The following is a 19,985-nucleotide window of genomic DNA, read 5'->3' on the forward strand; positions in this document are numbered from 1 at the left end:
GTTTAGATGCCCGGCGCGAACCCACACACCACTGATAGAAGTACGATGACGAACCTTCCCGACTTTATCTTTGCCACCGGCACCCGCGTTCTGCGCGCATCCGGTGCGATGACCCCTGTAACCTTCGATAATGCCCTGGACGAGGCGAAACGTGCCGGTAGCGCCGTCGTGGGTCTGATTCCTTTTGACCCCGATATGCCCGCCTACCTCTTCGTGCCTGAACGCCTGGAGGAGCAGCAGGTGCCGGTCCCCGAGCAGACCGTGGCGCTTGCCGAACCGGTATCGGTCACCGGCCGGCAGAACGACCGATTCCGTGCCGCCGTTGCGACCGCCGTGGAGCGCATGAAGGCGGGCGAGCTGAGCAAGATTGTGCTTTCGCGTGTGCTCACCGCCCGCTACGCACCCGGCGCCCTCAACCTGGAGGCGCTGTACAACAACCTGCGCGCCCAGCAGCGTTCCGCGTTTAACTTTGCGGTGCGCCTGCCCGACGGTGAGCGCGGCATGAACGGAAGCTACCTGATGGGTGCCTCCCCGGAGCTGGTGTTCCGCACCGAGGGCCGCGCCTTCAAGACTCACCCGCTTGCCGGTAGCGCCCCGCGCATTGCCGAGCCCGGTAGCGCCGAGGACGAGGCGATTCGTGACCGCCTGTTCGCCTCGCCGAAGGACCGCCACGAGCACGCCTACGTCATCAACGATATTGCCGAGCGCCTGGCCCCCATCGCCGAGGAGCTGAACGTACCGCAGGTGCCCTCGCTGCTGCAGACCCCGCAGCTTTGGCACCTGGCGACCCCCATCGACGGTGTGCTGAAGGAGGGTTTGACCTGCCTGGACGGTGCCCGCGCGATCCACCCGACTCCCGCGATTTGCGGTGCCCCCACTGAGAAGGCGCTGGAGCTGATTCGCCAGCTGGAGTCTTTCGAGCGCCGCTACTTTGGTGGCCTGGTCGGCTACATGGACGCCGAGGGTAACGGCGAGTGGGCGCTGGTGCTGCGCTGCGCCCAGGTCAGCCCGGACGAGGCGGTGCTGTACGCGGGTGCGGGTATTGTGGCTGAGTCCGACCCGGAGCTGGAGCACACGGAGACCGGCACGAAGCTCGGTAGCTTTGGCCGCGCCCTGGGCGTGGATACCCTGGGCGAAGATACCCCTTAGGCTCTGCCACGAACTCCTTGACGAGGCAGAATACAAAGACAGAATAGTACGACTGAATAAAACGACGGAACGCGCTCGTTGGCATGGCGGGCGCGTTCCGTCGTTTTATCAGGTGTTAGGGGATTGAGCGCGACTAATCGGTGAGCAGGCGCTTGAGCTCCAGGGGAGTAGCCACCGCCAGAAGCTGAGCCTCAACCTGCGCGGGCTCACCTTGGGCTGGCTCACTATGGGCAGGGTTCTCCACGGCCAGGGCGATGAGCATCTTCTGGGCGTGCTCGGGGTTCTCCGCGTCGGGCAGTGCCACGGGTACCCACTGCAGGCTAAAGCTTCGCTCGGCAACCTCGCCGTCCTGATCGTCACCCTGATTACCGACATGGGGCGCGCTAAAGGTCGCTTGGGCGGTCAAGCTGTCCTGAGTCAGTACGCGCAGGGCGGTCGGCTCGGGAGCGTTGCTGCCCAGAAGGTCCCCCGGGACCTCCTCGTTCATGGCAAGTTCGAGCGCGTCCAACAGCTCCTCGGTGAGCTGCACCCGAACCAGGGAGGGCACCACGCTCAGGCCGTGGCCGGTCGCCTTGAGCACCGCCTCCTTAGCGGTCCACAGCGCCACCGAGAGCAGGTGCAGTACGGGTGCGGGGCGTTCCTGCGCCACCCGCTCGTAGAACGTGCGTTCTTCATCGGAGAGCGCCAGACGCGCAAAACCGGAGAACAGGCGCGCATCCAGGGTCTCAACATCCACGCCGAGCACCGCCGAGGAGTTACGGCTAAAAGCACCCACGACCAACGGGTTTACCTGCGACATATTGAAGTTCACGCCCGCAATACGCGGCTTGCCGTGCTTCTTGCCGCTGGTGCACAGGGTGCAGGAACGATCCACCTCAATCTCAGAAGCGGCGCTCGACGGCACATCCAGACGAGCCGCCGCCATGGCGCGCATGAGTGCCTGAGTGCTCAGGTAGCTGACCGCCGCCGTGGAGGTCGGCAACTGCGCCGCATGCTGCTGCTCAGCAAGCCCCAGGTAGCTCAACCAGCTAAAACGCAGGGAACCGTACATCGTGCGGGTGGGAAGAGCGAAAATCTGCACGCGCTCGCTCGGGCGGGCGGTAGGGCGTTCCGGGCGCTGTGCGCTGGGTGTTTCGGGGGCAGAATAGCTCATAGGTTTAGTGTACCCGCCCGGCATTACGGCAATGGGCGCGTCCGAGGCTGCTTGAGGTTGTCCACAGCGGCGACCGTGCGCTACGCACCCTCGCCGCCGGTGCGGTAAAGTCATCACAGATATCATTACGGACTGCCGCCTGCACGCTAGAGGGGTGGCAGCTTAGAAAGAAGGTACCGTGAACAGCACGCAAGAGATCATTGCCGCCGCAGACGGCTCGGCGCTGGGCAACCCCGGACCGGCGGGCTGGGCATGGTATATCGACGACGACCACTGGGCGAGCGGCGGCTGGGCGCACGGCACCAACAACATGGGTGAGCTCAAGGCTGTCCTGGACCTGTTCGAGGCGACCGCATCCCGCCCGGAGGCGAAGCTGCGCGTGTACTGCGATAGCCAGTACGTCATTAACTCGTTGACCAAGTGGATGCCCGGCTGGAAGAAGAAGGGCTGGAAGAAATCTGACGGCAAGCCCGTGCTCAACCGCGACCTTCTGGAGGCGCTGGATCGGGCGCTGACCGGCCGCGACTACGAGTTTATTTGGGTGAAGGGCCATGCGGGTCACGAGCTCAACGAGAAGGCGGACTCCCTGGCGAATGGTGCTGCGCGCGCCTATCAGGAGGGCCGCGAACCCGCGTACGGCCCCGGCTTCGGCGCATCTGCCGCTGCTCGTGAAGGCGCCCCTGCCCAGGGCGAGGCGGCCTCTGAGGCCCCCGCAACCCCGGCTCCTGAGGGCGAGCCCGCTTCCTCCGCTGATGCCCACCTGCCCGTGGAGGATTTCACCGCCGCCGAGATTGAGAATGCCCAGCGCGGTGTGGAGAGTCTGCGCCTGTCCGGTCTGCTGCGCCCCGCCTCGGCCGTGGATGCGCCCGACCCGGAGACGGTCCGCACCCGCAAGGAGCAGCTGGCCCTCGCCGCAGAGCGTGCCGCCGAGCGTGATGCGCAGGCCCTGGCTCGCCAGCAGGAGACCGCCGGCCAGGTTGCTGCCGCGCAGGCTGCGGAGGAGGACGACCTGGCCGGTCTGGAAGAGTTTGCCGGCCTCGACCCGAACGATGTGGATCCCGCCGAGCTGCTGGGTGAGGGCGCAGAGCTCCCGGAGCCCGCAGAAGCCCCTGCACCTGCGGAAACCCTCGCCGCCGCGCGGGTCGCATCGCAGGCCGCAGCGCCCACTGTTACCAAGCTGACTGTTACCAAGCCCGCTATTCCCGCACCTGCTGAGCCCTCCGTGTCTTCTGTGCCTTCCGTGCGGCAGGCTTCCGCGGCACCGCGTCCCGAGGATGCCGCCGCCGCCGAACAGCTGCTGGAAAGCCGCGGCGCCGTTATGGACCCGGCTCAGTTGGACGCCCTGCTCCACGAGCGTCTGGTGTGGGTGACCGCTACCGGCAAGTCGGTTTCGCGTTCCTCGGTGTTGCAGTATCGAGAGCGCGCCTTCACTCAGCAGGGTGCGCCGGCCAAGCAGGGGGTTCAGCAGATTGACGACTCGAGCGTTCTGGTCATGGCGGCGGTTGCCACCGCGCGCGGCCGCGTGAGCCGTTCGAGTATCTGGCATTACGACGCCGAGCGCGGCCTGTGGCGTCTGCGTTTCCGTCAGGAGACCCCCGCTTCGTAGCGCCCATGCGCTCCCGGTAGCTCCCGGTGGGTTCGCCGCCCGCGGCCCGGGAAGAACCGCTGAGAAGAACCGGGAAAGAGAACGTGAGAAACCCGCCGCCCCTCGAATAGTGAGGTGCGGCGGGTTTTCCGTTGGTACGTCACGCGCATGGGGCCCATCCAGTGGTGGCGGGGCGTACCGGGTGCGGGCTGTCTAGCCCACGTTTAGCCCACGAACATCGAGGCGTTGGCCTGCTCAGTGTCGGCATAGTTGACGCCCGCACGGGAGAGCGCCTCGTTGATCTGGGTGATGGATTCTTCGACCTGGCGCTGGGTAGCGTGCCAGTGATCCAGCACGCCCTGGAAGTTGGCCGATGCCGAACCCGTCCAAGAGCTCTGCAGGTCATGCAGGGAAGCGGTCATGCCGTTGACATCCGCGGTGATGGATGCGACGTAGGACTTGGCCTGGGCGCTCTTGGCCGCGATGACCTCAGAATCGACGTTGAACTGTGCCATGGGTTTCTCCTTTGAGAGTGGTGGGCGGCGGGTTGCCGCCGGGAGGGTTTGCCCCGGGCTATGAACTATCCCGAGTGCATGGCACCACTATATTCTTTCAAAATGCATTAAACTACCTAAAAATGCCTCAATGAGAGAATCTGTGGATAAACCCTCCCGATTGCTTCCAACGCACCGAAAATTTCGAACGGGGCCTTCAGAATTCGGCTGAATATTGCGTTGCGCCCTTTGCGCAGCGTCCATCCGGCGGTGCGTCCACACCCGGTCGTGCCTGCCGGAGCGATTGAACCCTCCGGACACGAAGAAGCCCCCGAGCGTAAGGCTCGGGGGCTTCTTTGGGGCTTCTTCTGGGTTTCGGTACGCCGCTGGCTGCCGGAGACACGTAACCCGCTAGTTCAGCAGCTGCTCATCCGAGATGGGCGGCGGGTAGTAGGGTAGCGAGATGACGAAGGTCGCGCCGCCACCGGGGGTCTCTTCAATGTGGATTCGGCCGTCGTGCTGTTCGATGATGGCGGCCACGATGGACAGGCCCAGACCGGTGCCGCCGGTCTCGCGGGAACGCGAGGTGTCGGTGCGGTAGAAACGCTCAAAGACGCGCTCGCGATCCTCGCCGTGAATACCGGGGCCGTGGTCGCGCACCTCAAGGGTGGCCAGCGGGAATCCCGCAACCTCCTCGCGCACGCCCACCGCAATCTCCAGGGGCGTGCCGTCGGGGGTGTAACGCATCGCGTTGGTCAGCAGGTTCGCCACGACCTGACGCATGCGCGATTCATCGCCGAGCACCGGCGCGGAGGTGGGGGCAACATCGTCGCTGAGGCCCACGAGTGAAACCTCGCGGTCGGGGGCCGTAGCGTAGGCGTCGTTGCTGGCGTCCACCGCCAGGTTGAACAGGTCGAAGGGTGCCAGCTTGGACTCTCTGCGCTCGTCGATGCGGGCCAGCGTCAGCAGGTCCTCGACGAGCTGGCCCATGCGCTTGGACTCCGACTCGATGCGGCTCATGGCGGTGCCGATCGCCTCCTCGGTGGGAAGCGCGCCCTGGCGGTAGAGCTCTGAATAACCGCGGATACTCACCAGCGGGGTGCGTAGCTCGTGGGAGGCGTCGCCCACGAAGCGCCGCATCTTCGCCTCGCTCTTCTCTCGGGCCTTAAAGAGCGCCTCAATCTGGGCGAGCATGGTGTTCAGCGAGATGGCGAGGTTACCGATCTCGTTGTTCGGGTTGTAGTCCTCGATACGCTGGGAGAGGTCGCCGGCGGCAATCTTGGCGGCGGTCTGCTCAACGCGCGCGAGCGGCTCGAAGGTGCGCGTCACAATCACCCACGTCATGGCGATGGCGGAAGCCAGGGTGGCGAGTCCAAACGCGAAGGTGAGCACGCCGACCAGGGCGACCACCTGGTTGGTCTGCTTGAGCGGCATCGCGATGATGAGGGAACTCGCCTCGGTCAATCCCGAGGAGTCGTTCGCCTCAATTGGCACGGCAAGTAGGCGCCAGTCGGCGGAACCGCTGGAGGAGCCAACGGTCACGCCCTCCTCGTTCTGCTTGCGCACCTTCTCAGCGGTCCAACCGTTCAGGGTGGGTTCGCCGGCCTGCTCGTCGTGCTCGGAGCTGAGCGAGTACAGCACCTTGCCGTCCTTATCGAGCAGGTAGACACGGTAGGTGCTGAGCGACCCCTCCTGCTTGCCGGAAGGTCGCACGGTAGCCAGCTGCACCAGGGCCGGTGCGCTGGTTTTCATCTCTTCATCCAGCTGGTGCACCATTTGGGCGCGCAGGGCTGAGATGGCCACGAGGCTGGTGACGGCAATCGCCAGGGCGATGAGCATGGAGGTCACCAGCACCAGCTGCGTGCGTAGGGAAAGCGAGAGGGGGATGCGATCGAGGGGTTTGAGCGCCACGTTAGCCTCGAGAACCGCGAATCATGTAGCCCACACCGCGCTTGGTGTGGATGAGCGGCTCGTGGTTTTCGCGGTTGTTGTCAATCTTGCGGCGCAGGTACGAGATGTAGGACTCGACGATGGAGGAGTCGCCGTTGAAGTCGTACTCCCACACGTGGTCGAGAATCTGCGCCTTGGACAGCACACGGTTGGCGTTGAGCATCAGGTAGTGCAGCAGGTTGAACTCGGTGGGGGAGAGGTCAATCTCTTCCTCGCCGAGGAATACTTCGTGGGTATCCACATTCAGGCTCAGGTCGTCGACGCGCAGAACGGCATCGTCCTCGTCCTGGACGGCGCGGCTGCGGCGCAGGATGGCGCGGATGCGGGCGATCACCTCGTCCAGTGAGAAGGGCTTCGTCACGTAGTCGTCGCCGCCGGCACCCAGGCCGGTGACCTTGTCCTCGGTGGCGTCCTTCGCGGTGAGGAAGAGGACGGGGACGGTGCTTCCGAGCTCGCGCAGGCGGCGGGTCACCTCGAAGCCGTCCATGCCGGGCATCATGACGTCGAGGACAATCAGATCGGGAGATTCGGTGTTGGCCTTCTCGAGGGCGTCGCGGCCGTTGCCGGCGGTGACGACCTCAAAACCGGCGAAGCGCAGGGAAGTGGCGAGTAATTCAAGGATATTGAATTCGTCATCAACGACGAGGAGCTTGGCTTCAGCAGACATACTCTTTATCTTTCGTTCTGAAGGGCAGGAAGGTGATTTGTCGGTGAGTAGAGAAATGCAGTGTGTGCAACGGTGTGTGGTTAGGCTTTAGAGCGCCGCAGAACTGCCAGGCCGAGCGCAACCATCAGCGCGATGAATGCGACGGGCAGAAGCACGAGCGGAATCTGGCTCATGACGGCGGGCGGGGTGGCCCCGGCCCACTTCATAAGGAGCATGACGATTCCGCTGAGCAGGCAGAGGAGGGCGAGAATACCGCCTCCCGCGCCCAGCCAACGAATGGCACGGGCGTAGGGCAGAGGCGCGGACGCCCGGTCTGAACTGCTGTGCTGGGTCTCTACGGAGGTGTTACTCATAAAATTAACCGTATCAGCTTGTGCCCAGCTCTCTGCTAGCAAAGCCCCAGAATCGGGGGTTTGGGCCCCAAATTCACAGCGTTTGTGAAGCTTAGAGGGCCTCCCGAGGTGTTCGTGTACGCGAGATGCTTTAATAGGGGTATGTCTGAACAGGTGAATGAACTGCTCCCCGAAACCGTGCCCGCCCCCGATACTCCCGCAGATGGCGCTCTGCCCGCTGCCGCCCCGGAGGAGGCCGAGACCTCGGTGGATGGTGCTGTACCTGAGAAAGTAGAGACCGCGCAGAAGATTGCGGATGAGGCCGCCGAGGAGAAGACCGAAAAGGTCGTCGAGGCCACCGTGGAGGCAGCCCTCACCGAGGCCGCCGAGGAAGCCGAATCTTCCCGGACCCCCACTGATACTTCTAACGACCCTTTCTCCGCGCCGGCTGAGGACCCGGGCGAACCCTCCCTGGGCGTTCCGCACAAGGCCCGTCGCACCTCCAAGGTGGATGAGATCCTAGCGGCGGCTAAGGATGTAGCGCTGCAGGGCGTCCGCGAGATTACCCCCGACCACAATATTGGTCTGGTGCACCATGTGCGCCCCGAGGAGGAGCGCCTGAGCACCCACCTCTTCGAGTGCACGATGCCCGGGTACCGCGGCTGGTTCTGGTTTGCGACCCTCTCCCGCGCCCCGCGCTCGAAGGTCGCTACGATTTGTGAGGTGGGCCTGCTGCCCGGTGACGATGCGCTCATCGCCCCGGATTGGGTGCCGTGGGCTGACCGCGTGCGTCCCGAGGACCTGGAGCAGGATTCTTCGTCCGATTCTTCGGAGGCACCCGCCGAGAAGAAAGCTGAGGAAAAGGCCGAGGGCTCTGAGGCCGCCACCGCAGCCTCCGAGGAGAGCGCGGAGAGTGCAGAAGAGGGTACCGAGACTGCACCTGCCGAGGCCGCTGAGGTTTCTCTGGATTCCGACCGGGACTCCGAGGGGTCTGAGGGCAGCGTCTCCGAGTAGAGCCACCGCCATAGAGATTTAAGGAGCCCCGCGGGGTGCCCGGCTGTTCGCGCTGGGCAACTCGCGGGGCTCTCTCGTGGCAAAAACCGCCCAAAGGGTACATAATGGTTTATTGAGTAAACTAACGACTTAGGCAGGGCTACCTACGCACTGTCGCGCTGATGGCTGGAGAGATAATGACTGACCTTATCGACACCACAGAGATGTACTTGCGCACTATTCTCGAACTGGAGGAAGAGGGCATCGTCCCCATGCGCGCGCGCATCGCCGAGCGTCTGGAGCACTCCGGCCCGACCGTTTCCCAGACTGTGGCCCGCATGGAGAAGCACGGACTGCTCACCGTTGAGCCTGACCGCCACCTGGAGCTGACCGACGAGGGCCGCCAGAAGGCCGTCGAGGTGATGCGCAAGCACCGCCTGGCTGAGCGTCTGCTTTCCGATATTATTGGCCTGGACCTCGAGTATGTGCACGAAGAGGCCTGCCGCTGGGAGCACGTCATGAGCGATAAGGTCGAGAAGCGCATCCTGCAGATGCTGAACGAGCCGAAGTTCTCCCCCTACGGCAACGCCATTCCCGGTCTGGAAGAGCTGGGCATTGAGAGCGAGAAGAACGACGAGCGCACCGTGCCGATGTCTCTGGCCGCTCGCGATTCGGGCCCCGAGGACCGTTTCACGATTTCCCGTTTCCCCGAGTCCATTCAGACTGACGTTGAACTGCTGAAGCTTCTGGCGGATGCGGGCATCGTCTACGGCGCCTCGGTATCGGTTGTGGCCGGCCAGAATGATGACGTGATTGTTCACGCCGACGGCGAGGACGATACCCTGTCCCTGGATATGGACGTGGCAAACGCAATCGTCGTGAAGCGCGCCAGCGCCCTGTAGACGTAGTTAAACAACTGTGGAGGCGGCGCCTTCCCCGAGCGGGGGAGGCGCCGCCTCCTCTGTTTACGGTTTCCGTAGCGCTCTGTACCGCCCGCGGGCTCGCGTGCGCGTGCTTATACTCCTCTATCCGTGGCTTTGGCAACTGCAGAAGAGTGCATTTTTCGTGTTTTTCGGTCGTGTGGGAGGCCTCGGAGGAGGCGGAATGCTGTTTTCTGGGAGATCAGTTTAAGAGACGAGGTTTATTTTTAAGAGTTTTGAATCCTGTTCTTAAGGGGCAGTGGCGCCCTTAAAAAGAATGTGCATCCTTATGAAATACCTGGTCAAAGCCATTAAACGGTTGCTAGGAGTCGCATTGATTGGAGCTTGGGTGCTTGCGCTATCAAGTATTCACCCAGGGGTGAAACGCCGAAATTTAAGCCCGAGAGAGGTGACAACTGGGAGTTTTCTGTGTATTCTCGTTTCTGTGCCCAAATCCTCAACGTAAGAGGGCACCGTCGAAGCGGTTCCGCTGAGTTCTGCCAACGCTTCGATGAACGTCTACCCAGAATGGCAGAAGCGGGGGACCCAATCCCCAAGCTGGGATACGGCTTCTCACTCGAGAAGCCTCGGGGCTAAGTCACTTCGGTGGCCGAGCGAATCCATGCTCGAGCCCGACAGCTCACCTCGTCAGGCAATGGAGGAAACAATGGCTAAGAAGATCGTACGTACCGCAGGTGCAACCCTCGCAGCAGGCGCAGTTCTGCTCGGTTCGACCGTTCCCGCGAACGCATTCGCACAGATCCCCGCTGCAGCTGATCTGTCCTACGACTACACCAACTACGAGTTCGACTACACCAGCTACACCACCCCCGCAACCACCTACGTTGCACCCCAGGCTCAGGCACAGCAGACCTACGTTGCTCCCGCAGCAGCTCCGGCACCCGCAGCTGAGACCACCTACGTAGCACCCCAGGCTGAGACTCAGCAGGCTTACGTTGCTCCCGTAGCAACCCAGGAGCAGGCTGCTCCCGCTGCTTCCTCCAACACCGGTAATGCTTCCCGCGACGCAATCGTCGCAACCGCAATGAGCGGTCTGGGCGGCTCCTACGTTTGGGGCGGCAAGAGCTACGGTGCATGGGACTGCTCCGGCTTCACCTCGTGGGTTTTCGCTCAGCACGGCATCAAGCTGACCGCTTTCACCTACGCAATGAAGAACGAGCTGCGCCCCACCTCTAACCCCCAGCCCGGCGACATCGTCTTCCAGAACGGCTACAGCCACGTTGGTATCTACCTGGGCGATGGCAAGATGATCTCCGCTCTGAACCCCACCAACGGTACCCTGGTGCACCCCACCTCCTGGATGTCCGTTGATGGCTACTACACCGCTCTCTAAGCCTTAGTGCATAAGAGCTGGGTCTAGCCCAACATACTTCGAAAAGGCGCCTACCCCGCACGGGGTGGGCGCCTTTTGCGTGCCCATTCAGCGCGCAGAATACCGCCGAGTGTGCACGTGCACACTCGGCGGTACGTGTTGAGGCCGCTTCTCTACGGTGCGAGAGCCTGCAGGAGCTTCTGCGGAGCCTGGTCCCACTCGGTGAGCTCCGCACGTAGATTGACCCGTGCGGGCTCCTCCCAAAGTTCGCGGGCTCGCTCGGAGAGGAAGATGCGCTCACGCTCCAGGACGGAGTGCAGGAAGGTTGTGCGGCCGGTGCGGAACGCCTCATCATCGAAGTGGGAGTACTCGCTACGTACCCCGCGCAGGTAGCGACGGTAGCGCGCCGGTTCGGCCGCCAGGATGGCCATGTCGGCGTCAAGGAAGAACTCAATATCTGCCGGATTGTAGCCCGCCGGTAGTTCGGTGGATTCGGGCAGCTCGTGGGCTGCCGTGGCGCGAACCAGAAGGCGCACCAGCTGTAGCTCCTCTTCGCTCAGCAGACCAGCGACGACCAGCGGCTCCAGGGAGGCGCCCGCCAGCTGTTCGCTGCGGCGCTCATCCTCACCCGGCGCGCCCTCGTACACGGCATCGTGGAACCACGCCGCCAGAACCAGCGGCAGGGGAGTAGAACCCTGCGTGCGGTGTGCGTAGAGACGGTCCAGATCGGTGAGCATCTGCGAAAGGTGCCCGCTGTGGTGGTAGGCGCGGTGCGGCTGCTCCCACGCCTGCAACAGGCGCTCGCCCAACTCAGCCACCTGCGTTACGAGCCGGGCCCGCGACTCGGCGGACGCATCCGCACGCTCGAGACGGGGCGCAAACGCCGCCTCCCAGGCGCGAAGCAGGCGCGGGCGAATCTTTTCCGGGCGTTCCTTCAGCGGGATGCGCAGGCCGCTGGCAATGAGCGTGCGAGTCAGCTGTGCGCCGCTAAGCTCAATCGCGCCCGCCTGCACCAGCTCGTCGTAGCGGTGCGCCGGTACATCGTAGTGGTCGCGGTCGAAGGCACGCTCGCTAATGCCCGTCGCCGCAGCGAACTCGTGCAGTTCCGCCAGGGATGCATCGGAGATGAGGTGCGAGAAGACGGTGCCGTGCGCGGGCCAGACGGGCGGGTCAATGTAGATGCTCATTCGTACATTGTAGGAGCGGTTCTGCCGCCGGGTGCGGGTGTCTTCGGGTGGTGAACACAGGGTGGAAGCGAATCGCGCAGGCCGCAGAGGTTACTGAACACCGTGCCGACCTGCGACGCGCGGTGCTTTATACTGGATAGGTACGCCCTCGTAGCTCAGGGGATAGAGCACTTCTCTCCTAAAGAAGGTGTCGGACGTTCGAATCGTCTCGGGGGCACACATATGACAGAACCGCCCGTCGCTTGCATTAGCAGGCGCGGGCGGTTTCTCTGTTTCTGCACGTAACGAGTACTCAAGAAAACACGTTATAGCTGAGACAGGTCAATCTTGCCCATCTGCAGGATCTTCTCGCGAGAGGCCTTATCTGCCATCAGCTCAGCAATATTGTGCGGGACAACCTGCCAAGAAATACCCCAACGATCTACACACCAGCCGCAACGCTCCGCCTCAGGTATAGCCGAGAGCTGCTCCCAATAGTAATTAATCTCCTCCTGAGTACGGCACGAAAGAACTACCGAAACCCCCGGCGTGAATGTGAAATCGTGGAAAGTACCGGAATCAGCAGCCGCCATCCAGGTGCCATGCAGGTTGAAGTCGGTAAACATGACCGCATCTGCCTCTAAGGGGCTACCTTCCGGATAGTGGTACAGGGTACCGCGGCGGGCATCATCAAACATGGAAATCCAGCCGTTGGTGGCTTCCTCTGCATTGCCGTGATTCGTGCCGCCAAACATGAAAGAAGGCACGACGAAGGGGCGCGGGTCCCCTGCAGGATTGGTAAGCATCAGCTGCCAGGTCATACCAAAACGATCACGCACCCAGGCGTAGCGTGGGGAGAAAGGATACTCACCCAGTTCCATCAGCACACCGCCGGTACTTAGCTCTTCGTAGAGTTCATCGAGGTATGCTCGCGCTTGCGCCTCACCACCGAAGAGGAGCGGGTCAAAGTTTAGGATGCAACTGATGGACTGGTTCGGGACGTACCGGTCATCACCGTTAATGAGTGAGAGCTGGAAGCCATGGATGCTTAGAGCCGTCGTAAGTCCGGGCACCTGTTCAACGATAGAAGCATCGCGAAAAACTCTGGTATAGAACTGTGCGGCTTCATCGGTTGAGCCATTGCACCATAGGGCTATTGAGAGGCTCGGAGATAAGGGCTGGGTCATGCGGTCATCCTAGCATGACTATTCTGTGCCACCGGGGTGCCGTTGCCGATTTAGGTTGTGAGGCTGATTGACCGAACGGGTGGGAGCGGGGGAGTAAATGCGGTAGCATGGAATATCGAACGTGTATTCTAGGCAGCGAGGTAGACGATGAGCGATAAGCCCGAACAGCAGAAGCAGTCCTTCACCGAACAGGACGGCCTGTTCGCCGCCGAACTCGTCACCCCCGCAGCACCGGCGGACCCCGCGCCAATTGACCCTGCACCGGCGGACGAGCCGCCCTTCGACCCCTACTACGACGTACCCCCTGTCGAAAACGACTACTACGCGCCTCCCATGGACGCCGCAGTGATGGATGCTCCGGTAATGGAGGCACCCGCACAGGACGTACCCGCCGCCCTGCCCACCGGTATGCCCGCCTACGGTACCCCTGCTACCAGCGCTCCCGAACCCGGCGCGCCCGCAGCCTTCGCCGCCGACCCGCTCGGCGACTTTATGCCGCCCGCCTACCGCGTCGGCGGTTACGGCGAGGACTTCGACCCCGCCGATCCCTACGGCGAACGCACCTACAGCCTGAGCACCGTAGACCCCGCCTCCCTCACCGCCGGGCTCAACGACCGCCAGGAAGAGGCCGTACTGCACTCCGGTTCACCCCTGCTCATTGTCGCGGGCGCGGGCTCGGGCAAGACTCGCGTGCTGACCCACCGCATCGCCTACCTGCTCGCAACGCACCGCGCGACCCCCGGCCAGATTCTCGCCATTACCTTCACCAACAAGGCCGCAGCCGAGATGCGTGAACGTATCGAGGCGCTGGTTGGCCCGCGCGCCAAGCACATGTGGATTTCGACCTTTCACAGCTTCTGCGTGCGCGTGCTGCGCCGTGAGGCCGCCGCCCTGGGTTTGAAGTCCACCTTCACCATTTACGATTCGACCGACTCGCAGCGCCTGCTGAGCCTCATCATTAAAGAGCTCAACCTGGACACCAAGAAGTTCACCGCCAAGGCCGTGGGCAACCGTATCTCCGCGCTGAAGAACGAGCTGGTCAGCGCCGAGGCGTACGCATCCCGAGTGGCGAGCGATAACCCGTACGAGAAGACCATCTCGCAGATTTACACCGTCTACACGCAGCGTCTGCGCGCCGCCAACTCCCTCGACTTTGACGATCTGATTGGCCGCACCGTCTTCTTGCTCAAGAAGTTCCCCGAAATCGCGAACTACTACCGCCGCAAGTTCCGCCACATCCTCGTGGACGAGTACCAGGACACCAACCACGCCCAGTACCAGCTCGTGCGCGAGTTGGTCGGCGCCCACGCGAAGGCACCGGCTGACCGCGGCCCCTACCCGGACGCCGTGCCCCCTGCCGAGCTGACCGTGGTGGGTGACTCCGACCAGTCTATCTACGCCTTCCGCGGCGCGGACATCCGTAATATTACGGACTTTGAGAAGGACTACCCGAACGCCCACACGATCCTGCTGGAACAGAACTACCGTTCCACGCAGAACATTCTCTCCGCGGCGAACGCGGTCATCGAACGCAACCCCGACCGTCGCCCCAAGAAGCTGTGGACCGCCTCCGGCGCGGGCGCGAAAATCATCGGTTACGTGGCTGAATCCGAGCACGCCGAGGCACGCTTCATCACCCGTGAAATTGACCGCTTGGCGGACGAGCACGGCGTGCAGCCCGGTGACGTTGCCATCTTCTACCGCACCAACGCGCAGTCCCGAACCCTCGAGGACATGCTCATGCGCGCCGGCCTGCCCTACCGCGTGGTCGGTGGTACCCGCTTCTACGAGCGTAAGGAAATCAAGGATGCGCTCGCCTACCTGCGTGCCCTGAGCAACCCCGATGACGACGTGAACGTGCGCCGCATCCTGAACGAGCCCAAGCGCGGTATCGGGGCCAAGTCCGAGTCCGTGGTGGCCGATTACGCGACCGCACACCGCATCTCCTTCTTTGCTGCCGCCCGCCAGGCCGCCGATGTCCCGGGTCTGGGCGCCGCCGCGGTCAAGAAGTACGCCGAGTTCGTGCGCCTCATGGATGACCTGGCGCAGATTGCCCGCACCGAACCCGCCGCAACCTGCCTGGAAGCGGTCCTGGAGCAGACCGGCTACCTGGCGGCTCTGCGCGCCTCCAAGGACATTCAGGACGAATCGCGCGTGGAGAACCTCTCCGAGCTGCTTGACGCCATGGTCGAGTTCGAGACCGAGAACCTCGGCGCCGACCTGGAGCAGTTCCTCGAGCACGTGGCGCTGGTTGCCGACGCCGACTCGATTCCAAACCGCCCCGCCAGCGCGGAGGGTGAGAGCGCCTCCGCCGCACAGATTGCCGCCGAGGCGGCCGAGGCGAAGGCCCAGGGTATGGTCACCCTCATGACCCTGCACACCGCCAAGGGTCTGGAGTTCCCCGTGGTGTTCCTGACCGGTATGGAGCACGGCCTGTTCCCGCACCAGCGCGCCCTGACCGACGAGAAGGAAATGAGCGAGGAACGCCGCCTGGCGTACGTGGGTCTGACCCGCGCCATGGAGCGCCTGTACCTGACCCGCTCGGAGACCCGCACCATGTGGGGTAAGAGCCAGTTCAACCCGCCCTCGCCCTTCCTGGAGGAGATCCCGGAGGAGCTCATCGAGTGGAAGCGCACCGCGGGCTTCTCGGGCTTCGGCGCCTCGGGCATGGGGGCATACGGCGCTCGCGGCGGTGGCTCCTATGGCGGCAGCTCCTACGGTGGTGGCTACTCGGGTGGTTCCCGTTCCAGCTATGGTTCCGGAGGCTACTCGGGTGGTTCCCGTTCCGGTAGCTACTCGGGCGGGTACAGTTCCGGTGGCTCGCGCGGCTCATACGATCCCTACGAGTCCCGCCCCGCACACCGCTCCGAGCCGTCCACCGCGGATATTAATGGCTCGGCGAGCTACGGGCTGGCGGCGGCTACCGCCTCCTCTAAGGTGACGAACCGTTCCCGCGTGCACCAGAGTAAGGAAATCCCGACCCTGGCGGTTGGCGATACCGTGCGCCACACCAAGTTCGGCGAGGGTCGCGTGCTCGCAGTTGAGGGTAGCGGCGATAAGACCGTGGCGAAGGTGCGCTTCGGTTCGGAAGAGAAGCGCCTGCTGTTGCGTTACGCGCCGCTGGAGAAGGTCTCCTAACGCTGCCCGGTGATAAACGTGGAGGGGCGGGCATCCGATGATGTCCGCCCCTGCCTTGCGCGTGCTTTAGGTGCATGGCTCCTAAACCTTTTCCCGGCATGCGATACGCGGTGATATCCACCCCGCAATATCTGTGACCTGAGTCGCTAAAATCCCGTATTTCGGGCTCCGTGAGTGCGAGCTCATGCCGAATCCGATAGAGTAGAAACGAGAGAAATTCCCCGCGTCAATGATGCGCGTGCGCCGGGTGCGAGAGACCCCTATCGCACCGTAGCGGGCACATGGGGAATACTCCTCTAATGACCAGGCCGAGCGTACACCGCGCTCGGCACCACTTCGAAGAAGAAGGACACCTGTGGACCTTTTCGAATACCAGGCGCGCGAGCTCTTCGCCAAGCACGGCGTTCCCGTGCTCAAGGGCATTGTTGCGACCACCCCTGAAGAAGCAAAGGCAGCAGCTGAGGAAATTGGCGGCCTGACCGTCATCAAGGCTCAGGTTAAGACCGGCGGCCGCGGTAAGGCCGGCGGCGTGAAGCTCGCAAAGTCCCCCGAAGAGGCTTACGAGCACGCTAAGGCAATTCTCGGCATGGACATCAAGGGCCACACCGTTCACCGCGTGCTGGTCGCCGACGGCGCAGACATCGCTGAAGAGTACTACTTCTCCCTCCTGCTGGACCGTGCAAACCGCTCCTACCTGGCAATGTGCTCGGTTGAAGGCGGTATGGAAATTGAGCAGCTGGCAGCTGAGCGTCCCGAGGCGCTGGCCAAGGTTGAGGTTGACCCGCTGGTCGGCCTGGACCAGGCTAAGGCCGAGGAGATTGTGAAGGCAGCAGGCTTCTCCGCAGAACTGCAGGAGAAGGTTGTTCCCGTCCTCGTCAAGCTGGGTGAGGTCTTCAGCAAGGAAGACGCAACCCTGGTTGAGGTTAACCCCCTCGTTCTGACCCCCGAGGGCACCATCCTGGCCCTGGACGGCAAGGTCTCCCTGGACGACAACGCAGAATTCCGCCAGCCCGAGCACGAGGCTCTCGTGGACAAGTCCGCTGAGAACCCGCTGGAAGCTAAGGCAAAGCAGTTCGACCTGAACTACGTGAAGCTGGACGGCGAGGTCGGCATCGTTGGTAACGGTGCAGGTCTGGTTATGTCCACCCTGGACGTCGTTGCATACGCTGGTGAGAACCACGGCAACGTCAAGCCCGCAAACTTCCTTGATATTGGTGGCGGCGCGTCCGCTGAGGTTATGGCTGCCGGCCTGGAAATCATTCTGGGCGACGAGCAGGTCAAGAGCGTTTTCGTGAACGTCTTCGGCGGCATCACCGCATGTGACGCAGTGGCAGACGGCATTGTGAAGGCTCTGGAGATTCTGGGCGACGCAGCAACCAAGCCCCTGGTTGTGCGCCTGGACGGCAACAACGTTGCTGAGGGTCGCCGCATCCTCTCCGAGGCGAACCACCCGCTGGTTGTTCTGGCTGAGACCATGGACTCCGGCGCTGACAAGGCAGCAGAGCTCGCTCACAAGGCGTAATCGCCAGCAAAGGATTTCAAGGAAGTAATATGTCTATCTTTGTGAACAAGGACTCCAAGGTCATCGTTCAGGGCATCACCGGTGGCGAGGGTACCAAGCACACCGCACGCATGCTCGCAGCAGGCACCAACATTGTGGGCGGCGTGAACGCTCGCAAGGCTGGCACCACCGTCACCCACAAGGCAAAGGACGGCTCCGACATCGAGCTGACCGTGTTCGGTACCGTGGCTGAGGCCATGGAGAAGACCGGCGCGAACGTCTCCATCGTCTTCGTTCCCCCGGCCTTCACCAAGGCAGCAGTTCTCGAGGCTATCGAGGCTAAGATCGGCCTCGTCGTCGTCATCACCGAGGGCGTTCCGGTTCAGGACTCCGCAGAGTTCTGGGCAGCTGCTAAGGCATCCGTGGACGAGAACGGTAAGCAGATCACCCGCATCATCGGCCCCAACTGCCCCGGCATCATCTCCCCCGAGGAGTGCCTGGTCGGTATTATCCCGGCGAACATCACCGGCAAGGGCAAGATTGGTCTGGTTTCCAAGTCCGGTACCCTGACCTACCAGCTGATGTACGAGCTCTCCGACATTGGTTTCACCACCGCTATCGGTATTGGTGGCGACCCCATCATCGGCACCACCCACATCGACGCTCTGGAAGCTTTCGAAGCTGACCCCGAGACCGAAGCAATCGTCATGATTGGTGAGATCGGTGGTGACGCTGAGGAGCGTGCCGCTGAGTACATCAAGGCAAACGTGACCAAGCCCGTCGTTGGTTACATTGCGGGCTTCACCGCTCCCGAGGGTAAGACCATGGGCCACGCGGGCGCTATTGTCTCCGGTTCCTCCGGTACCGCTCAGGCGAAGAAGGAAGCTCTGGAAGCAGCAGGCGTGAAGGTCGGTAAGACCCCCTCCGAGGCTGCAAACCTGATGCGCGAAATCTTCGCAGCGAAGTAAACAGCATAGTATTGCGGCAGATGCCGGTAGTCCATGAGGCTACCGGCATCTGTGCTTTAACCGGGAGCTCAACCGGGACAGCGCGTTGGAAAATACTGGAGGCGCTGGGGGAGTGTGCCGGGGAAAAGAGGAGGGGTAGAGCCGCTCCAGCTGTCGAACAGTGCTGGGATTTGAGGGTGCTTTTGAGGTGTTTGAACCAGGGCGGTAGAACTTGCGACAGAAAGTAAGATTGTGCACATCCGCCCTAATTAAGGTGCAGATATGACCTCGACCTTTGTATACTGGAGTGCATTGAGCCTAGTCAGAATCATTCTGAGTGGCTCCAAGAAACACCACCACTCACAGGAGATCACCACACTCATGACCCAGCCCATCTCTCGCCGCACTATCGCCAAGGCAGGCGTCTGGTCCGCACCCGTCGTCGCGGCCTCCGTAGCCGTTCCCGCATACGCGGCATCCAAGGAAACCCCCGGCGTTCAGTACGGTGTGTACGTCAGCGTACAGAACAACGGCGGCTACGTCGGCTACGCGTCCTCCAACAACACCGGCACCATCAACCCGGCGACCCCCGAGGCGCACTTCACCGCCACCACCAACCCCGACTCCGACATCAACTGGGACGACGCAACCTCCAAGCCCAAGTACACCACCTACGTCAACGGCGAAGGTAAGTTCACCCCCGTCACCAACTCCCAGACCGGCGCTAACGGCGCATACATGTCCTCCAGCGGCTTCTGGTGGTCCGTACCGACCAAGGACACCGCAACCGGCACCGGCTACATCCCCGGCGGCAGCGTCACCCTCGCAGCGGGTGCGACCTTCGTGACCGAGGTTGAGTACACCGTCTCCGCCAGCGCCCAGTCGTTGACCAAGCTCGGCAAGATCAACGGCCAGTCCTGGAGCCCCTCTAGCCGCCAGCTGACCGGTAAGACCACCGAGCTGGTCGCGTCAGCAGGCCAGGCGAAGTACCTGTCCGTCGCGCAGACTGCCGGCACCTGGACCGCAGAGGTTCCGACCATCACCCAGAACTCTGACGGCACCTACACCTTCAAGGGTCGTATCGTCTACACCACCAGTAAGGCGTACACCACGAAGCAGTCCGGCACCAAGTACTACAGCCAGACCAACTTCATGCCGGCGCAGCTGCGCTTCCCGGCGAACGACGGCTGGGTTTCGTACAAGCAGACCTCCAGCGTGCAGGTCGCAAACCTGACCTACTCGAGCAACGGCGCGAGCGGTTCGGAGAGCGTTTCCGGTCAGGCCACCACCGCGGAGATTCACCCGTAATCGGGCTAACCCGTAAGAGCTTCGGGTAAAGGCGTAAAGAAACCCCCGACGGGTGAGTTCAACTCACTCGTCGGGGGTTTCTGTATGCTCAGAATGCGGCACTCACGGGGGAGTGTAGAGCATACCTGAGCGGCTATATACACTTGTCTAAAGCTTATGTAG

16 protein-coding genes, 1 tRNA gene and 1 riboswitch are annotated in these 19,985 nt (G+C 62.7%); of the genes, 10 read left to right on the forward strand and 7 right to left on the reverse strand.

The features are described from left to right. The first annotated feature begins 45 nt into the window (after positions 1–45). Positions 46–1,149: an isochorismate synthase gene (locus tag HMPREF2630_RS03900; protein WP_070483488.1), complete on the forward strand. Its 1,104-nt coding sequence runs from the start codon at positions 46–48 to the stop codon at positions 1,147–1,149. A gap of 133 nt (positions 1,150–1,282) precedes the next feature. Here HMPREF2630_RS03900 and HMPREF2630_RS03905 read toward each other — a convergent pair whose 3' ends face one another. After that, on the reverse strand, positions 1,283–2,302 hold the full coding sequence (locus tag HMPREF2630_RS03905; RefSeq protein WP_070483489.1) for a 4'-phosphopantetheinyl transferase family protein: 1,020 nt from the start codon (positions 2,300–2,302) through the stop codon (positions 1,283–1,285). Positions 2,303–2,480: 178 nt separating this feature from the next. Between HMPREF2630_RS03905 and HMPREF2630_RS03910 the strand changes: the two genes are divergently transcribed. Beyond that, positions 2,481–3,908, forward strand: a complete 1,428-nt coding sequence (locus tag HMPREF2630_RS03910) for a ribonuclease HI family protein (RefSeq protein WP_070483491.1) — start codon at positions 2,481–2,483, stop codon at positions 3,906–3,908. A gap of 203 nt (positions 3,909–4,111) precedes the next feature. Here the strand turns inward: HMPREF2630_RS03910 and HMPREF2630_RS03915 are convergent, their stop codons facing one another. From HMPREF2630_RS03915 to HMPREF2630_RS03930, 4 genes are all read right to left on the reverse strand, one after another. Next, positions 4,112–4,402: a WXG100 family type VII secretion target gene (locus HMPREF2630_RS03915; RefSeq protein WP_049331538.1), complete on the reverse strand. Its 291-nt coding sequence runs from the start codon at positions 4,400–4,402 to the stop codon at positions 4,112–4,114. A gap of 390 nt (positions 4,403–4,792) precedes the next feature. Then, the gene (locus tag HMPREF2630_RS03920; RefSeq protein ID WP_070483493.1) at positions 4,793–6,292 is read right to left on the reverse strand and encodes a sensor histidine kinase; all 1,500 of its coding nucleotides are present in this window, start codon (positions 6,290–6,292) and stop codon (positions 4,793–4,795) included. Between the two features lies 1 nt (position 6,293). Then, the gene (locus HMPREF2630_RS03925; protein ID WP_049331542.1) at positions 6,294–6,998 is read right to left on the reverse strand and encodes a response regulator transcription factor; all 705 of its coding nucleotides are present in this window, start codon (positions 6,996–6,998) and stop codon (positions 6,294–6,296) included. 80 nt (positions 6,999–7,078) lie between these two features. Beyond that, positions 7,079–7,351 carry a hypothetical protein gene (locus tag HMPREF2630_RS03930; RefSeq protein ID WP_049331544.1) on the reverse strand — a complete coding sequence of 91 codons (273 nt, stop codon included), beginning with the start codon at positions 7,349–7,351 and terminating at the stop codon, positions 7,079–7,081. A 141-nt stretch (positions 7,352–7,492) separates the two neighbouring features. Here HMPREF2630_RS03930 and HMPREF2630_RS03935 point away from each other — a divergent pair, with 141 nt between their 5' ends. The 3 genes from HMPREF2630_RS03935 to HMPREF2630_RS03945 all read left to right on the forward strand — a co-directional run bounded on the left by HMPREF2630_RS03935 (position 7,493) and on the right by HMPREF2630_RS03945 (position 10,597). After that, entirely contained in the window at positions 7,493–8,344 is an 852-nt protein-coding gene (locus tag HMPREF2630_RS03935; protein ID WP_070483495.1) for a DUF3027 domain-containing protein, read from the forward strand. 176 nt (positions 8,345–8,520) lie between these two features. Continuing rightward, entirely contained in the window at positions 8,521–9,225 is a 705-nt protein-coding gene (locus tag HMPREF2630_RS03940) for an iron-dependent transcriptional repressor DtxR (RefSeq protein WP_049331549.1), read from the forward strand. Positions 9,226–9,750: 525 nt separating this feature from the next. Further along, positions 9,751–9,911, forward strand: a riboswitch (cyclic di-AMP (ydaO/yuaA leader). Then, positions 9,911–10,597, forward strand: a complete 687-nt coding sequence (locus HMPREF2630_RS03945) for a C40 family peptidase (protein WP_049331550.1) — start codon at positions 9,911–9,913, stop codon at positions 10,595–10,597. It overlaps the preceding riboswitch by 1 nt. Before the next feature lie 152 nt (positions 10,598–10,749). Here HMPREF2630_RS03945 and HMPREF2630_RS03950 read toward each other — a convergent pair whose 3' ends face one another. Continuing rightward, on the reverse strand, positions 10,750–11,763 hold the full coding sequence (locus HMPREF2630_RS03950; protein ID WP_070483497.1) for a DUF4031 domain-containing protein: 1,014 nt from the start codon (positions 11,761–11,763) through the stop codon (positions 10,750–10,752). 144 nt (positions 11,764–11,907) lie between these two features. Between HMPREF2630_RS03950 and HMPREF2630_RS03955 the strand changes: the two genes are divergently transcribed. Continuing rightward, positions 11,908–11,980, forward strand: a tRNA-Arg gene (locus tag HMPREF2630_RS03955). Between the two features lie 88 nt (positions 11,981–12,068). On the opposite strand, the gene HMPREF2630_RS03960 is transcribed toward HMPREF2630_RS03955, so the two are convergent. Next, complete coding sequence (locus HMPREF2630_RS03960) at positions 12,069–12,929, reverse strand: VOC family protein (protein ID WP_070483498.1); 861 nt, start codon at positions 12,927–12,929, stop codon at positions 12,069–12,071. A gap of 147 nt (positions 12,930–13,076) precedes the next feature. Between HMPREF2630_RS03960 and HMPREF2630_RS03965 the strand changes: the two genes are divergently transcribed. The 4 genes from HMPREF2630_RS03965 to HMPREF2630_RS03980 all read left to right on the forward strand — a co-directional run bounded on the left by HMPREF2630_RS03965 (position 13,077) and on the right by HMPREF2630_RS03980 (position 19,823). Further along, positions 13,077–16,067, forward strand: a complete 2,991-nt coding sequence (locus HMPREF2630_RS03965) for a UvrD-helicase domain-containing protein (RefSeq protein ID WP_070483500.1) — start codon at positions 13,077–13,079, stop codon at positions 16,065–16,067. 355 nt (positions 16,068–16,422) lie between these two features. Further along, entirely contained in the window at positions 16,423–17,589 is a 1,167-nt protein-coding gene (gene sucC, locus HMPREF2630_RS03970) for an ADP-forming succinate--CoA ligase subunit beta (RefSeq protein ID WP_049331559.1), read from the forward strand. 29 nt (positions 17,590–17,618) lie between these two features. Beyond that, positions 17,619–18,536, forward strand: coding sequence for a succinate--CoA ligase subunit alpha (gene sucD, locus HMPREF2630_RS03975; RefSeq protein WP_049331561.1), 918 nt, complete (start codon positions 17,619–17,621; stop codon positions 18,534–18,536). 360 nt (positions 18,537–18,896) lie between these two features. Beyond that, complete coding sequence (locus HMPREF2630_RS03980; RefSeq protein ID WP_049343163.1) at positions 18,897–19,823, forward strand: hypothetical protein; 927 nt, start codon at positions 18,897–18,899, stop codon at positions 19,821–19,823. The last annotated feature ends 162 nt before the right edge of the window (positions 19,824–19,985 follow it).

The sequence above is a fragment of the Rothia sp. HMSC072B03 genome, assembly GCF_001809565.1.
Classification (GTDB): domain Bacteria; phylum Actinomycetota; class Actinomycetes; order Actinomycetales; family Micrococcaceae; genus Rothia; species Rothia mucilaginosa_A.

Coding starts and splice junctions, on each gene's coding strand:
- HMPREF2630_RS03900 (WP_070483488.1), top strand. CDS start 46: ATGACGAACCTTCCCGACTTTATCTTTGCCACCGGCACCCGCGTTCTG.
- HMPREF2630_RS03935 (WP_070483495.1), top strand. CDS start 7,493: ATGTCTGAACAGGTGAATGAACTGCTCCCCGAAACCGTGCCCGCCCCC.
- HMPREF2630_RS03925 (WP_049331542.1), bottom strand. CDS start 6,998: ATGTCTGCTGAAGCCAAGCTCCTCGTCGTTGATGACGAATTCAATATC.
- HMPREF2630_RS03945 (WP_049331550.1), top strand. CDS start 9,911: ATGGCTAAGAAGATCGTACGTACCGCAGGTGCAACCCTCGCAGCAGGC.
- HMPREF2630_RS03915 (WP_049331538.1), bottom strand. CDS start 4,402: ATGGCACAGTTCAACGTCGATTCTGAGGTCATCGCGGCCAAGAGCGCC.
- HMPREF2630_RS03930 (WP_049331544.1), bottom strand. CDS start 7,351: ATGAGTAACACCTCCGTAGAGACCCAGCACAGCAGTTCAGACCGGGCG.
- HMPREF2630_RS03940 (WP_049331549.1), top strand. CDS start 8,521: ATGACTGACCTTATCGACACCACAGAGATGTACTTGCGCACTATTCTC.
- HMPREF2630_RS03905 (WP_070483489.1), bottom strand. CDS start 2,302: ATGAGCTATTCTGCCCCCGAAACACCCAGCGCACAGCGCCCGGAACGC.
- HMPREF2630_RS03960 (WP_070483498.1), bottom strand. CDS start 12,929: ATGACCCAGCCCTTATCTCCGAGCCTCTCAATAGCCCTATGGTGCAAT.
- HMPREF2630_RS03980 (WP_049343163.1), top strand. CDS start 18,897: ATGACCCAGCCCATCTCTCGCCGCACTATCGCCAAGGCAGGCGTCTGG.
- HMPREF2630_RS03965 (WP_070483500.1), top strand. CDS start 13,077: ATGAGCGATAAGCCCGAACAGCAGAAGCAGTCCTTCACCGAACAGGAC.
- sucD (WP_049331561.1), top strand. CDS start 17,619: ATGTCTATCTTTGTGAACAAGGACTCCAAGGTCATCGTTCAGGGCATC.
- HMPREF2630_RS03950 (WP_070483497.1), bottom strand. CDS start 11,763: ATGAGCATCTACATTGACCCGCCCGTCTGGCCCGCGCACGGCACCGTC.